This window comes from Vreelandella neptunia (genome assembly GCF_022489065.1).
GTDB classification, from domain to species: Bacteria; Pseudomonadota; Gammaproteobacteria; order Pseudomonadales; family Halomonadaceae; genus Vreelandella; species Vreelandella neptunia_A.
Genome location: NZ_JAKVTW010000001.1, coordinates 598,393 through 617,128, shown reverse-complemented (window position 1 = coordinate 617,128; position 18,736 = coordinate 598,393). Strand labels below are relative to the sequence as shown.

The window sequence follows — 18,736 nt, the reverse complement described above, 5'->3', positions numbered from 1 at the left end:
GTTGACCGAGCTAGATCGATAAGCCCAGGCGTTAACGCACTGGCGGTTGCTCAACCAACTTTCCCGCATCCAGCTTAAGCACCCGATCCTGGTGGGCGGCAAGGCTCACATCGTGGGTCACAATCACAAACGCACAGGCACTCTCTTTGGCCAGCTCATCCATCAGCGCCAAAATAGTCGCTGCAGTGGTCTGATCAAGATTCCCCGTAGGCTCATCCATTAATACCAGGCTAGGATCGGTGACCAGCGCCCGCGCAATCGCCACACGCTGACGCTCACCCCCGGAAAGCTCCCCCGGTTTATGATCCGCTCGTGGCTGCATACCCACCCGTTCGAGTATCTGCATTGCCCGCTGCTCAGCCGCCTTTTTTGACTGGCCGCGAATAATCAGCGGTAAAGCAGCATTTTCGACGGCGGTAAATTCCGCCAACAGGTGGTGGAATTGGTACACAAAGCCAATATAGCGATTACGAAAACTACCCAGCGCGGCTTCATTTAACCCCGACAGCGGCTCACCGGCGATCACCACGCGACCGTCACTCGGGCGATCAAGACCACCCAATAGATTCAGTAACGTCGTTTTACCCGAACCAGAGCTACCAACGATGGCAACCCGCTCGCCAGCCCGAACCTGTAGGTTGAGTTTATCCAGCACCGTTAGATCTTGGGGGCCTTCGCTGTAGGTACGTGTCAGTGCCTGACAGTCAAGCATGATGGCAGCGTCTTGCTCTTTGTTCATAGACAGCGAATTCATCGACATCGTGTCATCCTTATTCCTGAAGCCATTATTCATAGCGCAACACATCCGCTGGCTGAACCTTTGCCGCCCGCCACGCAGGATAAAGCGTTGACAGGAACGTCAAGCCAAAGGCTGCCAATACTATCCGACTAACATCGTTCCACTGCAGGCGGGAAGGCAGATCGCTAATGAAGTAAACCCCCGCATCCAGGAACTGAATACCCAGTGTGCCTTCGACCCAGCCAATCAGGTCGGCAATCGTGAGCGCCAGCAGCACACCCACCGCCACACCGATAGCGATACCGATCAAGCCAATGGCCATACCTTGAACAATAAAAATGCCCATAATCGAGCGCGGCGTAGCACCGATAGTTCGTAGTATGGCGATATCCGCGCGCTTATCGGTAACGACCATGACGAGTGTGGAGACGATATTAAACGCTGCCACGGCGATGATGACGGTCAATAGCAGCGCAATCATGCGCTTCTCCATCTGTATCGCTTGGAACAAATTGCCGTGGGAGAAGGTCCAGTCGCTGCCGCGGTACTCAGGGCCAAGCTCATTAATAATCGCCTGGGTTTCGCTACTGGCGGCGAACAGGTCATCGAGCTGAAGGCGAAGCCCACCGATGGCATCGCCTAAACGGGCAAGCGTCTGCATATCTTCAATATTGGCATAGGCCAAGTTGGCGTCTAAATCAGCGCCGACACTAAAAATACCGCTAACGGTAAAGCGCTTTAAGCGTGGGAACACTCCCGCCGGGGTAATCGAAGCTTCAGGCACCAAGAGAGTCACTCGATCCCCAACGCCAACGCCAAGGCTTCGCGCCAGCATCGACCCCAGCACCACGTTCCACTCGCCGGGCACGAGATCAGCGAGCTCCCCTTCAGTCATGTGTTCGCCAATGATGGATACTCGGTCTTCCCAATCAGGGTTGATGCCATTTACCATGGCACCCTGATTGCGGCCACCGACCGAGAACATGCCCTGCTGCTCGACAAAAGGCGCCGCGCCGATGACCCGCTCTCGCTGCATCAACTCTTCGGCAAGTGATTCCCATTCGACCATGCCCACACGGGATTCAATTTTAGCGTGCGGCACCATGCCTAAAATGCGCGTGCGCAGTTCGTGGTCAAAGCCGTTCATCACCGACAGCACAAGAATAAGTACCGCGACCCCCAGCATTAACCCCAGCATCGAGGTGAGCGAAATAAACGAAATAAAGTGATTCCGGCGTTTAGCGCGCACGTAGCGCAGCCCCACCAGAAAAGGCAAACGATCAAGCATGGCGTCATTCCTTATCAATAAGCGCTCATGGTACGGTTTTTTTAGTGTCTCTGCATGTTCAAACGACCATTAGAGCGACGTGTATTGCCTGCGTTCAGATAAAATACGTTACGCTTGCAACTTACCCCGCCACACCCTACATTGCGCCGATTTAAGGCGTCCTCTGGGGCAACCCTCTCTTCCAACTCGACAAAGGCATTCATGACGTTGGCGACCATGACATATCGTTTGCTCCCCGAATGGTATCCCCAGGATGGCATTCAACTGACCTGGCCGCGCCCTGACGGCGATTGGGCGCCATTACTCGCGCGCATTGAAGCCACGCTTGAACGCATCGTCGTTGCCACAGCCCGCTACCAACGCGTGCTGATTTGCGTTCCAGATGAGGCAACCAAAGAGCGTTTAGTCACCACATTTAATGCCTACGGCGTGGCCGATAATCGCCTGCTGCTTATTGTCGCACCCACCAACGATACCTGGGCACGCGATCATGGCCCGGTCAGTGTTATCGATGAACAGGGCCTGATGATGATGCTCGATTACACCTTTACCGGCTGGGGAGGCAAATTTCCCGCTGAACGCGACAACCGGCTCACCCAGTGGCTTGCGGATGCGGGCGTTTGGGCTTGCCCCGTAACTAGCCGGGATTTAGTACTCGAAGGGGGCGGTATCGAAACCGACGGCGAAGGCACGCTGCTCACCACCGAAGCCTGCCTGCTTAACCCCAACCGTAATCCCACGCTCTCTCGTGAAGATGTAGAAGCACAGCTCGCCCAGGATTTCGGCGTTGATCGCGTATTGTGGCTGGCCAACGGCCATTTAGAAGGCGACGATACTGACAGCCACATTGATACGCTGGCCCGATTTTGCAACTCAACCACCATCGCCTATGTGCGCTGTGATGACCCTAACGACCCACACTACAATGCCCTGGCGGCAATGGAGCAGGAACTGCAGGCATTTCGTCAGCGCAACGGCGAACCCTACCAGCTTATTCCACTGCCCTGGCCGCAGGCTTGTTTCGATCCCGATGACGGCCATCGCCTGCCCGCAACCTATGCCAATTTCCTAATTATCAATCAAGCCGTATTGGTGCCTACGTACGGCGACCCGGCAGATGTGGCGGCGCTGCAAGCACTAGCAGACGCTTTCCCAAACCACACCCTCATTCCGATCGATTGCGTAAGCGTGATTCGCCAACACGGCAGCCTGCATTGCCTCACCATGCAATTGCCTAAGGGTACGCTTGCCCGGGGCACGCTTGCCGCGACCGCTACTTGTTAAAGGAGTCACTATGTCGACAACACTTACCGTCGCTGTTGTGCAGCAACCCGCGTGGCCTGATAAAGCCCAAAGCCTATCCGCTAGTGAAGAAGGTATCCGTAGCGCCGTTAAGCAAGGTGCGCAGTTGGTGCTGCTTCAAGAACTGCATGCCACCCACTATTTTTGCCAGTTTGAAGACCCTTCTCTGTTTGACTTAGCAGAGCCGCTTGACGGGCCTACCGGGCAGCGCCTTGCCGCGCTCGCTAAAGAGCTCGATATCGTATTGGTGGGGTCACTATTTGAACGCCGTGCCCCGGGGCTCTACCACAATACTGCCGTGGTCTATGACCGTGCCAAAGGGCGCGTTGGCCAGTATCGCAAGATGCACATTCCCGATGACCCTGGGTTTTATGAGAAGTTTTACTTCACGCCGGGTGATCATGACAGCGCGCGAGGAGAAGGCTTTACGCCCATTGAAACGTCGGTGGGTCGACTCGGCGTTTTAGTTTGCTGGGATCAATGGTACCCCGAAGCTGCTCGCCTGATGGCGTTGGCCGGTGCGGACTTACTGCTCTACCCCACTGCGATTGGCTGGGACCCTACTGACGACGCCGCTGAGAAGGAGCGTCAAAAGGATGCCTGGACAGTGATTCAGCGCGCTCACGGTGTGGCCAATGGTTTACCTGTGCTAGTCGCCAACCGGGTTGGTTTTGAAGCGGATCATTCCGAAGTTGGCGATGGCATTCAGTTCTGGGGGGGTAGTTTTATCTGTGGGCCGCAAGGTGAGCTACTGGCCCACGCAGGGGAAGAGACAGAGCAGTTGGTCGTTGAGCTCGATATGGCGCGCAGTGAAAATACCCGCCGCATTTGGCCCTACCTAAGGGATCGCCGAGTAGATGCCTACGGGGATCTAACCCGCCGTTACCGTGACTAACCCCACGTCACAATCCCCCAGAAAACAAAACGCCTGCCTGGAATAAATACCCAGGCAGGCGTTTTTGATAACACAAGGCGAGCTAACGCGACCGATTACTTCCAAAAATCGCGGATTGAGGCAATGCCTTGTGCGCCCACTGCACGGGCATGATTGGCGTCAAAACGCGTCATCCCACCGAGTGCAAACACGGGCATGCCGGCTCGCTCGACCAATTGCTGGAAATCGTGCCAGCCAAGCGGGAACACTTCCGGGTGCGAAGGCGTGGTGCGCAGCGGCGAAAGGCTGACAAAGTCACATCCCAACACAGCCGCCTGGGTAAGCTGCTTTTGGTTGTGCGTCGATGCCGACAACCACTTGTTTTCGGCAATCGGACGACGCTCAAGCTGCATTAAGCGCTCACTAGTTAGGTGAACACCATCGGCATCAATCTGATCAAGCAGCGTGGGTTCGCCATTAAGCAGCAGTCGTGCGCCGTACTCACGGCATAGGCTTAGTGCACGTTCAGCGCGTGTGAGATAGGCCGTTTCATCCAACTGCTTGGCGCGCAGCTGTACCAAACGAATATTATCTTCGCGCAGCGCACGCTCCAAAAATGCATCGAAGCGCGCTTCGTCAGTCTCTTCACCCGTAATCAGGTACTCGGTAGGCAACCTTACCGCCCGTAGAATCGGTAAATTTGCCGCCGGGAAGGGGTAGTTGGAGAGCTCGCTCATGGGTACCCAGCGCACCGCCTGTCCTTCACGACCAAAAGGCTCGCCAGCAAACTCGTGCACCTGCCATACATCCAGCAGGATATGTTTGTCAGGATACTCATGGTGGACGCGAATCAGTGGCTGAGCACACACAATCTCAACGCCCAGCTCTTCGTGTAACTCACGCTTCAAACCTTCTAGACCGGTTTCATACGGAGCTAGCTTGCCCCCCGGAAACTCCCACAGCCCGCCATGATCAACGTTAGATGGTCGACGAGCGATCAATACTTGCTGTTGATCGGCGCTAATAATGGCAGCTGCCGCGACGTGAACCCGTCGTTTTACCTTTATGCTCATAGACTCATATACTCGTTACGTCTTTATCCACTGCGCGCACCAACGCTAAAGACATCGGCGCTATCTCGCTGCGTTTGCCCATTACCCCTGCCAACCACCGCCCCCGGCTGGGAGCAAAGGCCTAGCTACGGTAATCCGCGTTGATAGATACATAGTCATGGGAAAGATCAGAGGTCCACACCGTGGCACTCTCTTCACCGCGCCCCAAGTTAATACGAATGGTAATGTCTGGCTCCGCCATGACAGCGCTCCCTGCTGCTTCAGTGTAACCAGCTGCACGTCCGCCTTGTTCGACTAAACGCACATCGCCTAGGTCAATCACCACACGATTGACATCAAAGTCATTCACAGGCGCCCGCCCTACGGCTGCTAAAATACGCCCCCAGTTAGCATCGGAAGCGTAAAGCGCGGTTTTGACCAGCGGTGAGTGAGCAACGGTAAAGGCGACATCAAGTGCTTCCTGACGACTTTGAGCTTCGCCAACCTGCAGAGTAACGAATTTGGTCGCCCCTTCAGCGTCGCGAATAATCGCTTGTGCCAACTCGGTCATTACTCGCTGAAGGGCATTGCTGAAAACGGCGACCTGCCCATCGTCGACGATGCTCGGGCCGGTGCCGGTTGCTGCCAACATACAGGCATCATTGGTCGAGGTATCGCTGTCCACGGTAATGCAGTTAAACGAGCGATCGACGGTTTCGCGCAGTAGGCGATCCAGTAGCGGTGCTTCGATAGCCGCATTGGTCACCACAAATCCTAACATGGTCGCCATATTGGGCTTGATCATGCCCGACCCTTTAGCGATGCCATTAATCGTCACCTGCTGACCACCGATTTCCAGCGTCACGGTCGCGCCTTTCGCACGTGTATCGGTGGTTAGAATACCTTGACCAGCGTGCTCCCAGGCAGCATCGTCGCTGGCCAGACTTTCAAGGGCTGGCGCCAAGCCTGCTAACAGACGCTCCATCGGCAATGGTTCACCAATAACGCCGGTTGAAAATGGCAATACGTCCTGCTCAGCCACGCCTGCTAGCTTGGCCAGTTCAGCACAGCTAGTACGTGCATCGCGCAAGCCGGCTTCGCCCGTACCCGCGTTGGCATTGCCGGTATTGATCAGCCAAAAACGCGGCGAACGATTTTCAGCGCGGCACTGTTCAAGGTGCTGCTTAGCGACCACTACAGGCGCTGCACAAAATGCATTACGCGTAAAAACACCTGACACCGTTGTGGACTCGGGCAGCTCAATCACCACCACATCACGGCGATTCGGCTTTTTAATACCCGCCATTACAGCGCCCAGACGCACCCCGTCAAGGGGCGGCATTGCTGGAAAAGGAATGCTTCCCACCGCCATGATTATCTCCTTCAGGCAAACGCTTACTCTGAGAGTGCTGCCGTTAGCTTAATTTTCCACAGCACTGCTTATACTTTTTACCCGAACCACAAAAACAGGGATCATTACGACCCACCTTTGGGCCTTCGCGACGCACCGGACGCCCTTCAACACCTGGCGCTGCTTGTTCATTCTCGGATTGCTCTGAGGCAGGCGCATCGTGTCGGCTGGCGGCTGTCGCGGTTTCGCGCTCGAGTGCTTCGCGACGCTGACGTTCAAGCGCATCCACTTCCTCAGGCTGACGAACCTGAACATGGCTCAGAATTCGTGTTACATCTGCCTTTATATGGTCAAGCAAGTGCTGGAAGAGCTCAAACGATTCACGCTTGTACTCCTGCTTGGGGTTTTTCTGGGCATAGCCACGCAGGTGAATACCACGACGCAGATGATCCATTGACTGAAGATGCTCTTTCCAACGGGTGTCGAGCACTTGCAGCATGACTTGCTTTTCAAAGCGACGAATCAGCTTCTCGCCCGCTGCTGCAATTTTGGCTGCATAGGCTTCACGGTGCATGGTCTGCAGACGTTCACGTAACTGCTCTTCGCTAAAGCGATCATCCTCAGCGGCCCACTTAACCACAGGCGCATCAAGATTAAACTCCGTTTTCAAGTGCGATTCCAAACCAGGCAGATCCCACTGCTCAGGCAGGCTCTGGGGCGGCACATAGTCGCTAATCGCCGTTTCCATCACCTCTTCACGAATGCCAATAACGGCATCAGCGACATCGTCTGCTGCAAGGATTTCGTTGCGCTGGTCGTAGATGACTCGCCGCTGATCATTGGCAACGTCATCGTACTCAAGCAACTGCTTACGAATATCGAAGTTACGCCCTTCGACTTTCTTCTGGGCACGCTCGACGGCATTGGAAACCATCTTATGCTCAATGGCTTCGCCATGCTCCAGCCCTAACGCCTGCATCAGGCGTTTGACGCGGTCAGAGCCAAACAGCCGCATCAGACTATCTTCAAGGGAGAGGAAGAAGCGCGTGGAACCTGGGTCACCCTGGCGGCCAGCACGACCTCGCAGCTGATTGTCGATACGCCGTGACTCATGGCGCTCAGAACCCACCACATGCAGACCGCCCGCGGCCAGTACACCATCGTGGCGTGCCTGCCACTCGGCTTTAAGCGCATCAACTTGCTCTTGGCTTGGGTTTTGTAGCTTGGCGGCCTCAGCCTCCCAGTTACCCCCCAGCATGATATCGGTACCGCGTCCGGCCATGTTGGTGGCGATAGTAATCGCCCCAGGACGGCCAGCCTGAGCAATAATCTCAGCTTCACTCTGGTGCTGCTTGGCATTAAGCACGTTAAAGGCAAGACCCGCTTCACGCATTAGCTTGGCGAGGTACTCGGATGTCTCAATGGAGGCCGTACCGACTAATACCGGACGCCCGGCCTCAGTCTCAGTTTTGACATCCTTGATGATCGCTTCGTACTTCTCTTCAGCGCTCAAATAGACCAGATCATTGAGATCTTTACGGGCTAACGGACGGTTGGTGGGAATAACCACCACGTCGAGGCCATAAATCTGACGAAACTCAAAGGCTTCCGTATCCGCTGTCCCGGTCATGCCGGCTAATTTCTCATACAGGCGGAAATAGTTCTGGAAAGTGGTAGAGGCAAGCGTTTGGCTCTCACGCTGTACTGTAACGCCCTCTTTGGCTTCTACAGCCTGATGTAAACCTTCCGACCAGCGACGGCCTGGCATTGAGCGGCCTGTGTGTTCATCAACGATGACCACTTGGCCTTCGGAAACGATGTAGTCAACATCACGGTTATATAGATAACGGGCGCGCAAGGCCGAGTGCATATGCTGGAGCAAGTTGAGGTTTTGCGCGGCATAGAGCGACTCATCATCGCCCAACAACCCTTCAGCACGCATTAGCTCTTCAACTTTATTATGGCCCTGCTCGGTCAGCTCTACCTGTTTCTGTTTCTCGTCGACTAAGAAGTCACCCACCACGGTGGCCTCTTCATCTTCAACCTCTTCGCCTTTTTCAAGCTGCTGTGCTAATTCGTTAACGACTTTATATAGATCGGTATTTTCATCTACCGCACCTGAGATAATCAGCGGTGTGCGCGCTTCATCAATAAGAATCGAGTCAACTTCATCGACAATCGCATAATGTAAGCCACGCTGTACTTTATCTTCTAACGAAAACGCCATGTTGTCGCGCAGATAATCGAAGCCAAACTCATTATTGGTGCCGTAGGTAATATCGCACTGGTAGGCATGTCGCTTCTCTTCTCCGGTCTGACCAGAGAAAATAACGCCTATAGACAGTCCAAGAAATTCGTAAAGCGGACGCATCCACTCAGCGTCACGGCGTGCTAAGTAATCATTCACGGTGACCACGTGTACACCCTTGCCAGGCAGCGCGTTCAGGTACACTGCCAGCGTGGCAACCAGGGTCTTACCTTCACCGGTCTTCATTTCTGCAATACGGCCACGGTGCAGGGTCATGCCACCCACCATCTGCACATCGAAATGGCGCATGCTCATGACACGCTTACTGGCCTCACGGACAACCGCAAAAGCGGGGGCTAAAAGTGCATCTAGCGACTCACCCGCTTCCAACCGCTGGCGTAACTCAGCTGTCTTATGTTGCAAATCAGCGTCACTGAGTGCCTCAAACTCCGCCTCTAGCGCGTTAATCTGCGGCACATTTTTGTGCATGCGCTTAACATCGCGATCATTTTTAGAACCGACGACTTTACGTAATAAATTATTAAGCATGAAATATCCAAATATTCACAAATGACCCTTCGGGCTGCCCCCTTTTGGGACTATGCCTTTTACTGCAGGTCATTTTTTGGCAAGCCTTGTTCCTACAAGCGTAGGGGCAAAATAAGTAAATTAACGAAACACTCGATAGGAAGGGGGGCCTCGCTGAGTCAACACATCGCGGGCCGCTACCAGCAGCGGAAGTGGCGGGAGCCAGCTGTTTAGGCGCCGCATAGGGGCAAAGCGCCTGGTGCGTTGAGTCCAGCGGCGAAGTGCCCGCCGCCGTTTAGCAATCCAGTGTGATTGGGCGCGTAAAATCGCGGGCACCCACAAGCAGATAGTAATACTGCGCTCGCCACTGCGAAACGCGTCCGAATGGCCTAAACTCGCGGGTAAAAGGCAGCTCACTAACAGACCGGCCAGCCACCAACGCGCTAAACCGTGGCGACGATGGCGCCGCGGCATAGCTGATTGAACATCAAGCGTAGGTGACATGCTGTAGACCGGCTCCTGAGCGTGGTAGGCTCTGCTAATGGGTGATCGGCTAAGATCGCCGACGTCATTGTTAGGGTTACCCTAGGAATTAAGCGTATGAGTATAAAGGTTAAGCGTTCTCACGCACAGCCCATTGCCCGACTGCTCAACAAGTCCGGCGATATTAATCAATTAATGCGCCTATCTCGTCTAATTGATCAAGCTCAAAAACATCTTCGCGCGCATTTGCCTGAAGAAATGCGCGAGCATATTTTTGTGGGCGGCTTTCGCGAAGGCCGCCTAACACTGATCAGTGGCCAAGCGAGCTGGCTGACATGGTTACGCTTTGAACAGCGCCGCCTGCTGGAGCTACTCCATCAACTGCCTGGCTTTGAAAGCGTGAGTGGCTTTACGTTTAAAGTACGCCCAGTTCGCCCAATTGTGGCACCGCCGCGCAATACTCGCAGTTTATCAGCAGATGCCGGCAAAACCCTGGCTGAGTGCGCTGAAGACACAACCAACCCGGCATTAAAGCGCGCACTCGAGCGGCTAGCCTCACACGCCCGCCCCGCTAAGCAATGAATACCTACAGCTGGCTGAGAAAAAACCTTCTTCATTGTTACGCTTAAAAACGCATAAAGCACCGCCTAAGCGATGCTTTATAACAGTGTTTAGCTATGTGTCTGCGGTTAGCTTAGCTCATCAATGACACAGCCAGCAGAATAACCATTGAGAGTCGACACATTACGCCATAGCGGGCGCTGCGTAAGAGATCGGCGCCACTGCTTTATCTTCTTCAAACGTCACAATTTCATAGGCATCGGGTTGCGCCATCAACTCACGGCACAGTTGATTATTCAGCGCATGCCCTGACTTAACACCACGGAACTCACCAATGAGGCTATAGCCCAACTGGTACAAGTCACCGATGGCATCCAACACTTTGTGCTTAACAAACTCATCTTCGTAACGGAGACCGCCTTCGTTAACGATACGGTAATCGTCTACCACGATAGCGTTGTCTAAACTGCCACCTAACGCCAGATTGTTAGAGCGCAAGAACTCTAGATCGCGCATAAAACCAAAAGTACGAGCCCGTGACACTTCTTTGACAAAGGAGGTCGTCGAAAAATCAATCAGCGCTGTCTGCTTCTGCTGCTCGAAAACGGGGTGGTCAAAATCAATAGCAAAAGAGACTTTAAAGCCCTGATGAGGTAAGAAAACAGCCTCTTTATCACCATCAGTCACCGCGACACGGTGCTTGATGCGAATAAACTTCTTAGCAGCATCCTGCTCTAGAATACCCGCCGACTGAATCAAGAAGACAAACGGGCTAGCGCTGCCATCCATAATGGGAACTTCAGGTTCGCTGACGTCCACGTACGCATTATCAATGCCCAATCCAGCAAACGCGGACATCAAGTGTTCAACGGTCGCTACTTTAACCCCGTTTGAAACCAGAGCAGTACAAAGCTTGGTATCTTCAACCAACTCAGCTCGAGCCGGTACGTGTACAACGGGATCCAGATCGGTTCTAACAAACACAATCCCAGTATTGGCCGGCGCCGGACGCAGAGCTAAATGAACTTTTTTGCCTGAATGCAGGCCCACTCCGGTGGCACGAATGACGTTTTGTAGGGTGCGTTGTCTGATCATGGATAGTAGCCGAACTCTGATGACGGTAATAACCGCAGGGGAAAAAGTTATCAAACAGTGTTCACTTTAACAGCAAGCGAGCGTTTTAGCCAATAAAACGCTCGCCCGCGGTTACAGTGAGACTGTTATCGAGAATCAATCCGCCTGGCGGCGTAGAAACGCGGGGATGTCCAAATAGTCATCGGCTTCAGTAGAGCGACGCTTCTCAGGACGAGGTTTAGCGGCAGCTTCGGGTGCTTCAGCACGCGCTGTCGCCTGCTGACGCATAACCGTAGGTTGCTGCATTTTGCGATAATCGGATGTTGATTCAGCCGCTGAACGGCGTGCCGGTTCGCGTGCGGTGGTTTTAGCTTTCTGTCCATCTAAGCCTGCGGCAACAACCGTGACGCGAAGCTCATCAGACATCTCCATGTCAATGGAGGTGCCCACCACAATAGTCGCATCCGGAGAAGCAAACTCTTGAACGGTAGCGCCAACATCATTGAACTCACCGATTGATAAATCGGGACCAGCGGTGATGTTAACCAAGATACCGCGCGCGCCATGAAGATCGATATCTTCCAGCAGCGGACTGCGAATAGCTTTTTCGGCAGCTTCGCGAGCACGATTTTCGCCCGTTGCCCCACCGGTACCCATCATCGCCATACCCATTTCGGACATCACGGTGCGCACATCGGCAAAGTCGACGTTGATGATACCTGGGCTGGTAATCAGCTCTGCAATACCCTGCACAGCACCCAGCAACACATCGTTCGCCGCGCTGAAAGCAGTTAACAGCGTCGCGTTTTTGCCCAGCACGGAAAGCAGTTTCTCGTTAGGGATAGTGATCAGTGAATCAACGTGCTCGGAGAGCTCTTTCATACCCTCTTCAGCGGCGCGCATACGCTTCGGCCCTTCGAAGGGGAAGGGACGAGTCACCACTGCAACGGTGAGAATCCCAAGCTCTTTAGCGACCTGAGCCACCACGGGCGCACCACCAGTACCGGTGCCACCGCCCATACCAGCAGTGATAAACACCATATCGGCGCCGACCAGCAATTCCGCGATACGCTCGCGGTCTTCCATAGCTGCCTGACGACCCACGTCGGGATTGGCACCTGCGCCTAATCCTTTAGTGATTTCGCTACCCAACTGCAGCACGGTTTTCGCTGAACAGCGTTTAAGCGCCTGAGCATCAGTGTTAGCGCAGATAAACTCAACGCCTTCAATATTGCTTTCGACCATGTGGTTAACAGCATTGCCGCCACCGCCGCCAACACCAACCACTTTGATGACCGCACTGCTCGAGGGTGCGTTATCTACCAATTCGAACATAAGCCCCGTCTCCTGAACCGCGCTTGCGGCCCTGTCAGAAATTTCCTTTGAACCAGCCTTTAATTCTTGCCAGCGCCGAATGGTCTTCCTTGATATCACGCCGGGCAAGTTCATTACGACCCTTATGGGCTGCAACGACTCCCCCGTGGCTTTTTAGGCCTTGCCCATGACGCGTTTCCTGCAAGGCATAATGCAGCAGACCAACGCCCGTCGCATAAATAGGATTACGAACGACGTCCGCCAAACCTCTTACATTCTGCGGACATGCGATGCGAACCGGCATATGAAAAATCTCTTCCGCCAATTCGCTAACTCCTTCCATACGCGAGGTTCCACCGGTAAGCACTATCCCGGCAGCCACCATGTCTTCATAGCCACTTCGGCGCAACTCATCTCTTATTAGTGTAAACAGCTCTTCGTAACGCGGCTCAACCACTTCAGCGAGCGCTTGACGTGATAGATCACGCGCAGGACGATCCCCTACACTAGGTACTTTAATCATTTCATCGCTTGCGGCTAAGTGTGTGAGCGCGCAAGCATATTTCACTTTAATTTCTTCAGCGTGCTGCGTGGGTGTTCGCAGGGCCATGGCAATATCGTTAGTGACTTGATCACCAGCAATAGGAATAACGGCCGTGTGGCGTATGGCACCTTCGCTGAAAATCGCCATATCGGTTGTTCCGCCACCAATATCCACCATACAGACGCCCAACTCACGCTCATCTTCGGTCAGCACTGCCATGCTTGAGGCAAGCTGCTCTAAAATAATAGCATCTACTTCCAACCCGCATCGACGAACACATTTTTCAATATTTTGAACTGCGTTCAAAGCCGCCGTGACCAAATGCACCTGAGCTTCCAAACGCACGCCGGACATACCCAGCGGCTCACGAATTCCGCCCTGAGCATCAATTGAAAACTCTTGAGGTAGCACATGCAACACACGCTGACCCTCAGAGATAGCGCGGGCACGAGCAGAATCGATAACGCGCTCAATATCGGAAGGCGTCACTTCACGCTCTTTAATAGCCACAACGCCATCAGAGTTCATTGAACTAATATGACTACCGGCCACGCCTACATATACCGAATGAATATCACAGCCAGCCATCAACTCGGCTTCTTCCACGGCCCGCTGGATGGACTGAACCGTAGATTCGATATTGATCACAACGCCACGCTTCATACCACGTGAGGGGTGCGAGCCAATACCGGCAATTTCAATTCCGCCGTCATCGGTGGGTTGACCGACTATCGCGACGACCTTGGACGTTCCTATGTCCAGCCCGACCACCATATTGGATGCGTTGGGTGAGCCTGCCATGAGTCGGTAAATCTCCTTGCGTCATTGTTAAAAATAAATATTAATAGGGTGGCGCTTAATCCAACGCTTAACATTGAAGGCGTACTACCCGAAATAAACAGTGGCTTTTTTCAGACACTAACTAAGTACAAATAGCTGAAATTTAAAACCACTTAATCATCATCTGGCCCATAGTATAGAAACAATAGTCGCAATACGACTAGTACGAACCCAAAATAATAGCTATTAAAGGTAATTTAAAGCCGATTATTGGCTTTTTCAACGATGGCAACCACTCACTTTTACACCTTATTTGCATCAAGTAATAGAAGAGTTACTCATCTTGCACAGCAAATTCACTTTCTCCATGCCACGCAACAGCGACACCATTAGGGTAACGTAGATCTATATAGCGAATCTGATCCCCAAGAGAGTATAACTCTCTTTGCCATGAAGCAGATAAACGTGCCAATCGAACTTCATGCTGACGACGCCCTAACATCACCCAAGCGCCGTCATTTAATTGCAGCCGCCAAGCACCGCGTGGCTCTAAACGAAGTTGAGTAAGATCGAGTGACAACTGAGTAAAGTGTGGCAATAATCGATGATAGTACTCCAACACTTCTTCGCTGCTACCGGCAGGGCCTGCCATATCAGGCAAACCCGACGGCGGGTTTAATGGTGCAAATGCGAAAGGCTCACCTTCAGGATTAAGCAAGAAATCATCATTCCAGCGCGCGACGGGCTGTTGCTCAATTAGCTCAAACACTAATGCATTAGGCCACTCGCGGCTAATGCGCACTTCGTTTAGCCAGCCTACTTGAAGTGCTCGGTCGCGCAGCTCACCCAGGTCGGCCGACAGCCAAGTGGCATCAACCACCAGAGGCGCCAACTGAGTGCGAAGGTAGTCGGCGCTCACATATTCCCACTCTCCGCGAATAGAGACACGTTCGATCGGACGATCCAACCACAGCCACAGCGCCCGCCCACCGGCGCCCATCAGCAAGGCCAGCAAGATAATTCCCAACCAAGCATTACGCCTTTTCATATGGCACCGTTCATAACAAACTCGTCATAGCGATAACTGCTCACCAGCGGTATTCAATATTTCCATCACCAGCTCGTCAAACGTGATACCCGCATGCGCCGCCGCTTGGGGGACGAGGCTATGATCTGTCATGCCCGGCACTGTATTGACTTCCAATAGCCAAAAGCGTCCTTCGCTATCGTGCATAACATCTACACGCCCCCAGCCAACGCCGCCAATTGCGGTAAACGCTTGCTGACAGAGCACAGCCAACGCCTCTTCAAGCTCGCTAGATAAGCCACATGGCAAATGGTATTGGGTGGTGTTAGCGATATATTTGGCTTCGTAGTCGTAGAAACCACCTGGCACTTCCACACGGATGGCCGGCAGTACTTGGTCACCTAATAGCGCAACCGTGTATTCGTCGCCCACTATAAAGCGCTCCGCCATCACTCTCGCGTCGAACTGTGCTGCCTCTTGATAGGCTGCTTCAAGCGCTGCCTGACTTTTAACAATACTAATACCCAACGTTGAGCCTTCATGTACAGGCTTTACAATGAGCGGTAAGCCTAGCTTTGCGACTACCGCTGACCAGTCCGAAGCGGCATCCAGCATAATGCTTTCTGGCGTAGGCAGCCCTACCGCACTCCATACCTGCTTGGTACGCTGCTTATCCATGCCCAGCGCTGAAGCAAGCACACCGCTACCGGTATAAGGGATATTGAGCAACTCCAGTGCCCCCTGTAGCGTGCCGTCCTCACCGCCACGCCCGTGCAGGGCAACGAAGACCACGGAGGGAGCCAACTGCTCTAAACCCACCAATCCCTTTTCCCGGGGATCGTAACCACAGGCATCAACGCCCTTACGTTGAAGGGCCTCAAGGATTGCAGCGCCGCTTTTAAGCGACACCTCGCGTTCGGCAGACGTACCGCCATAGACGACAACGACTTTTCCTCGAGACTCGCGGGTTGTTACGTCAACGCTCACAGATCTACCTCGTTCATCGCTAGCTGTGCCTGTGCCAGTCGCAGGGAAATCCCCCCCACATCACCGGCACCCTGGGTAATTAAAATATCGCCTGGACGTAACACGTTGGCTAATAGCACAGGCAATTCATGTTTGTGCTCAACAAACAGCGGGTCGACCTCACCCCGCTGGCGAATTGAGCCAGCCAACGTTCTTCCTTCGGCACCAGGAATAACGGCTTCACCGGCGCTGTAAACATCTAGCAGCACAAGCGTATCGACTTGAGAAAGCACGCGGACAAAATCTTCGTATAAATCGCGGGTACGGCTATAGCGGTGAGGCTGATAAAGCATGACTAAACGGCGATCGGGCCAGCCAGCGCGTACCGCCTGGATAACCATATCGACCTCACGGGGGTGGTGACCATAGTCATCCACCAGCATGATCTCGCCCTCCCCTTTTGGCGCAGGGAAATGCCCATGTACCTGAAATCGTCGACCCACGCCTGCAAAGCTCGCCAACCCGCTTAATATCGCGCTGTCGCTGACGCCTGCATCAGTGGCCACGACAATTGCGGCCATCGCATTCAAGGCATTGTGGCGACCAGGCATTGCCAGACGAACCGTTAGTGGCTCCGCGCCGCCTGGGCGTAACGCGGTGAACGAAACCTCTCCGCCACGCTGAGCAAAATCAACAATGCGATAATCGGCATCGCTATCAAAGCCATAGGTAACAAACTGTCGCTTCACCTGATCACACAGTACGCGCACGTGCGGATCATCAATACATAGCACTGCCAACCCGTAGAACGGCAAATTATGCAGGAATTCGATAAAGGTACTTTTCAGACGCTCGAAGTCGCCGCCATAGGTCGCCATATGGTCAGCATCAATATTGGTAACAATTGATACCATTGGCTGTAGGTGCAAAAACGATGCATCGGATTCGTCTGCTTCGGCAACCAGATAGTCACCTTCGCCTAACCGCGCATTAGCACCGGCACTGGTCAGCTTACCGCCGATCACGAAGGTGGGGTCCAACCCCCCTTCCGCCAACAGCGTTGCGGTTAAACTGGTCGTTGTGGTTTTGCCATGAGTGCCTGCCACGGCGATACCGTGGCGAAAGCGCATTAGCTCAGCGAGCATTTCTGCCCGACGAACCACCGGCACACGATGCTCATGGGCCCAACGGATTTCTGGATTGGTCTCATCAATGGCGCTGGATACGACCACCACATCAGCGCTTTCAACGTTTGCTTCAGCGTGACCGATCGCGACGCATACCCCGCATTGACGCAACCGCTCAACGACGGATGAGTTTTTCATGTCACTACCGCTAACGGTATAGCCCTGATTAGCCAATACCTCTGCGATACCGCACATCCCGGCGCCACCGATGCCGACAAAATGAATGTGTCGAATTCGACGCATACCCGGGCCAGCGGTTTTACCACCTGTTGGTGTCATGCTTTTGTCTGTATCGGTCACGCAGAGTCTCCTAACGGCACCATCGCCAAACACCCCTCAGCTAGGCGCTTGGTAGCGTCTAAATACGCTGCCTGACGAGCTTTCGCCGCCATCGCAGCTAAGGTGTTTGGGACGAGTAATTCATTTAAAAATTCGCTTAAACGCTCAACGGTCAGCTCAGACTGTACAACGCACTTTGCAGCACCTGCTTTGACTAATACCTGTGCATTGATTCGTTGATGGTCATCGACGGCGAAAGGAAAAGGTACCAGTAGCGCTGGCTTCGCCGCTGCGGCTAACTCCGCAACGGTAAGCGCGCCAGAGCGGCATACTACTAAATCGGCCCACGCGTAGGCGGCGGCCATATCATCAATAAAGGGGCTAACGTCGGCAATTACACCGTGCTGCTGATAATTGTCAGCAGTGGTCGCTTCACGGTCTTTGCCCGCCTGATGACGCACCTCTGGGCGCTGCTCAATAGGCAGTGCAGCAAGGGCGGGCGCCAAGCGCTCGTTAAGCGCCACGGCGCCTAACGAGCCTCCTACCACCAGTAAGCGAAGAGGACGCGAGGCCAGTGTTTCAGCATCCCGCGGCGTACTGCCCAAAGCGGCAATATCGTCACGCACAGGGTTGCCTATTACTTCGGCTCGGGTGCCAAATGCTTCTGGAAAGGCGGCGTAAGTACGCTTAGCTAAGCGCGATAAAACGCGATTGGTTAGTCCTGCTACAGCGTTCTGTTCATGAATAACCAGGGGAACGCGCGTCAACCAGGCCGCCAAGCCACCCGGGCCACTGGCAAAGCCACCCAAGCCAACTACCACATCGGGCTTAAAATCGCGGATAACGGCGCGGGACTGTAAAATGGCACGGCTAAGATTCAGCGGTGCTTTAAGCCAACCCGTCATACCATTGCCGCGCAGCCCGCTAACCGCAATGGTATGCAGGGTAATATTTGCGTCGGGCACCAGGCGATTCTCAATGCCCCTGGGGCTCCCTAACCACTCAACGTCGACCTGCTGTGCTTGCAGTGCTTTGGCAAGTGAAAGCGCAGGAAACACGTGGCCACCGGTACCACCTGCCATTATCAGCACTCGTCGCCTAACGTTCGTCTTCACATCAAACTCCTGATAACAACAAGC

At 53.8% G+C, this 18,736-nt stretch carries 16 protein-coding genes; 3 read left to right on the top strand and 13 right to left on the bottom strand.

Translation table 11 applies throughout. The features are described from left to right. Positions 1 to 31: 31 nt before the first annotated feature. Positions 32 to 754 (bottom strand): ABC transporter ATP-binding protein, encoded by a 723-nt coding sequence (locus MLE19_RS02780; protein ID WP_240716816.1) that lies wholly within the window; start codon positions 752 to 754, stop codon positions 32 to 34. Between the two features lie 31 nt (positions 755 to 785). Beyond that, on the bottom strand, positions 786 to 2,027 hold the full coding sequence (locus MLE19_RS02775; protein ID WP_240716541.1) for a lipoprotein-releasing ABC transporter permease subunit: 1,242 nt from the start codon (positions 2,025 to 2,027) through the stop codon (positions 786 to 788). Positions 2,028 to 2,243: 216 nt separating this feature from the next. Between MLE19_RS02775 and MLE19_RS02770 the strand changes: the two genes are divergently transcribed. Next, on the top strand, positions 2,244 to 3,311 hold the full coding sequence (locus MLE19_RS02770) for an agmatine deiminase family protein (protein ID WP_240716815.1): 1,068 nt from the start codon (positions 2,244 to 2,246) through the stop codon (positions 3,309 to 3,311). A gap of 10 nt (positions 3,312 to 3,321) precedes the next feature. Continuing rightward, on the top strand, positions 3,322 to 4,224 hold the full coding sequence (locus MLE19_RS02765; RefSeq protein ID WP_240716540.1) for a carbon-nitrogen hydrolase: 903 nt from the start codon (positions 3,322 to 3,324) through the stop codon (positions 4,222 to 4,224). Between the two features lie 95 nt (positions 4,225 to 4,319). Here the strand turns inward: MLE19_RS02765 and MLE19_RS02760 are convergent, their stop codons facing one another. The 4 genes from MLE19_RS02760 to MLE19_RS02745 all read right to left on the bottom strand — a co-directional run bounded on the left by MLE19_RS02760 (position 4,320) and on the right by MLE19_RS02745 (position 9,886). Continuing rightward, a complete protein-coding gene (locus MLE19_RS02760; protein ID WP_240716539.1) occupies positions 4,320 to 5,276 on the bottom strand; it encodes a Nudix family hydrolase in 957 nt (318 codons plus the stop codon). A 121-nt stretch (positions 5,277 to 5,397) separates the two neighbouring features. Then, positions 5,398 to 6,627, bottom strand: coding sequence for a bifunctional glutamate N-acetyltransferase/amino-acid acetyltransferase ArgJ (gene argJ / locus MLE19_RS02755; protein ID WP_240716538.1), 1,230 nt, complete (start codon positions 6,625 to 6,627; stop codon positions 5,398 to 5,400). A 43-nt stretch (positions 6,628 to 6,670) separates the two neighbouring features. Continuing rightward, on the bottom strand, positions 6,671 to 9,403 hold the full coding sequence (gene secA / locus MLE19_RS02750) for a preprotein translocase subunit SecA (protein ID WP_240716537.1): 2,733 nt from the start codon (positions 9,401 to 9,403) through the stop codon (positions 6,671 to 6,673). Between the two features lie 120 nt (positions 9,404 to 9,523). Beyond that, a complete protein-coding gene (locus tag MLE19_RS02745) occupies positions 9,524 to 9,886 on the bottom strand; it encodes a hypothetical protein (protein WP_240716536.1) in 363 nt (120 codons plus the stop codon). Positions 9,887 to 9,982: 96 nt separating this feature from the next. Between MLE19_RS02745 and MLE19_RS02740 the strand changes: the two genes are divergently transcribed. Beyond that, positions 9,983 to 10,447: a DUF721 domain-containing protein gene (locus MLE19_RS02740; RefSeq protein ID WP_240716535.1), complete on the top strand. Its 465-nt coding sequence runs from the start codon at positions 9,983 to 9,985 to the stop codon at positions 10,445 to 10,447. 162 nt (positions 10,448 to 10,609) lie between these two features. On the opposite strand, the gene lpxC is transcribed toward MLE19_RS02740, so the two are convergent. The 7 genes from lpxC to murG form a co-directional block, all read right to left on the bottom strand. Further along, entirely contained in the window at positions 10,610 to 11,521 is a 912-nt protein-coding gene (gene lpxC / locus MLE19_RS02735; protein ID WP_240716534.1) for a UDP-3-O-acyl-N-acetylglucosamine deacetylase, read from the bottom strand. 135 nt (positions 11,522 to 11,656) lie between these two features. Next, positions 11,657 to 12,835: a cell division protein FtsZ gene (gene ftsZ, locus MLE19_RS02730; protein WP_179914838.1), complete on the bottom strand. Its 1,179-nt coding sequence runs from the start codon at positions 12,833 to 12,835 to the stop codon at positions 11,657 to 11,659. A 34-nt stretch (positions 12,836 to 12,869) separates the two neighbouring features. Further along, on the bottom strand, positions 12,870 to 14,159 hold the full coding sequence (gene ftsA, locus MLE19_RS02725; protein ID WP_240716533.1) for a cell division protein FtsA: 1,290 nt from the start codon (positions 14,157 to 14,159) through the stop codon (positions 12,870 to 12,872). Positions 14,160 to 14,472: 313 nt separating this feature from the next. Further along, the gene (locus MLE19_RS02720) at positions 14,473 to 15,186 is read right to left on the bottom strand and encodes a cell division protein FtsQ/DivIB (protein WP_240716532.1); all 714 of its coding nucleotides are present in this window, start codon (positions 15,184 to 15,186) and stop codon (positions 14,473 to 14,475) included. Positions 15,187 to 15,210: 24 nt separating this feature from the next. Then, on the bottom strand, positions 15,211 to 16,152 hold the full coding sequence (locus tag MLE19_RS02715) for a D-alanine--D-alanine ligase (protein WP_240716531.1): 942 nt from the start codon (positions 16,150 to 16,152) through the stop codon (positions 15,211 to 15,213). Next, a complete protein-coding gene (murC, locus tag MLE19_RS02710; protein ID WP_240716814.1) occupies positions 16,149 to 17,597 on the bottom strand; it encodes a UDP-N-acetylmuramate--L-alanine ligase in 1,449 nt (482 codons plus the stop codon). Before murC ends, MLE19_RS02715 begins: the two co-directional genes overlap by 4 nt. Before the next feature lie 17 nt (positions 17,598 to 17,614). Beyond that, positions 17,615 to 18,712 carry an undecaprenyldiphospho-muramoylpentapeptide beta-N-acetylglucosaminyltransferase gene (gene murG, locus MLE19_RS02705; protein ID WP_340163097.1) on the bottom strand — a complete coding sequence of 366 codons (1,098 nt, stop codon included), beginning with the start codon at positions 18,710 to 18,712 and terminating at the stop codon, positions 17,615 to 17,617. Positions 18,713 to 18,736 lie beyond the last annotated feature (24 nt).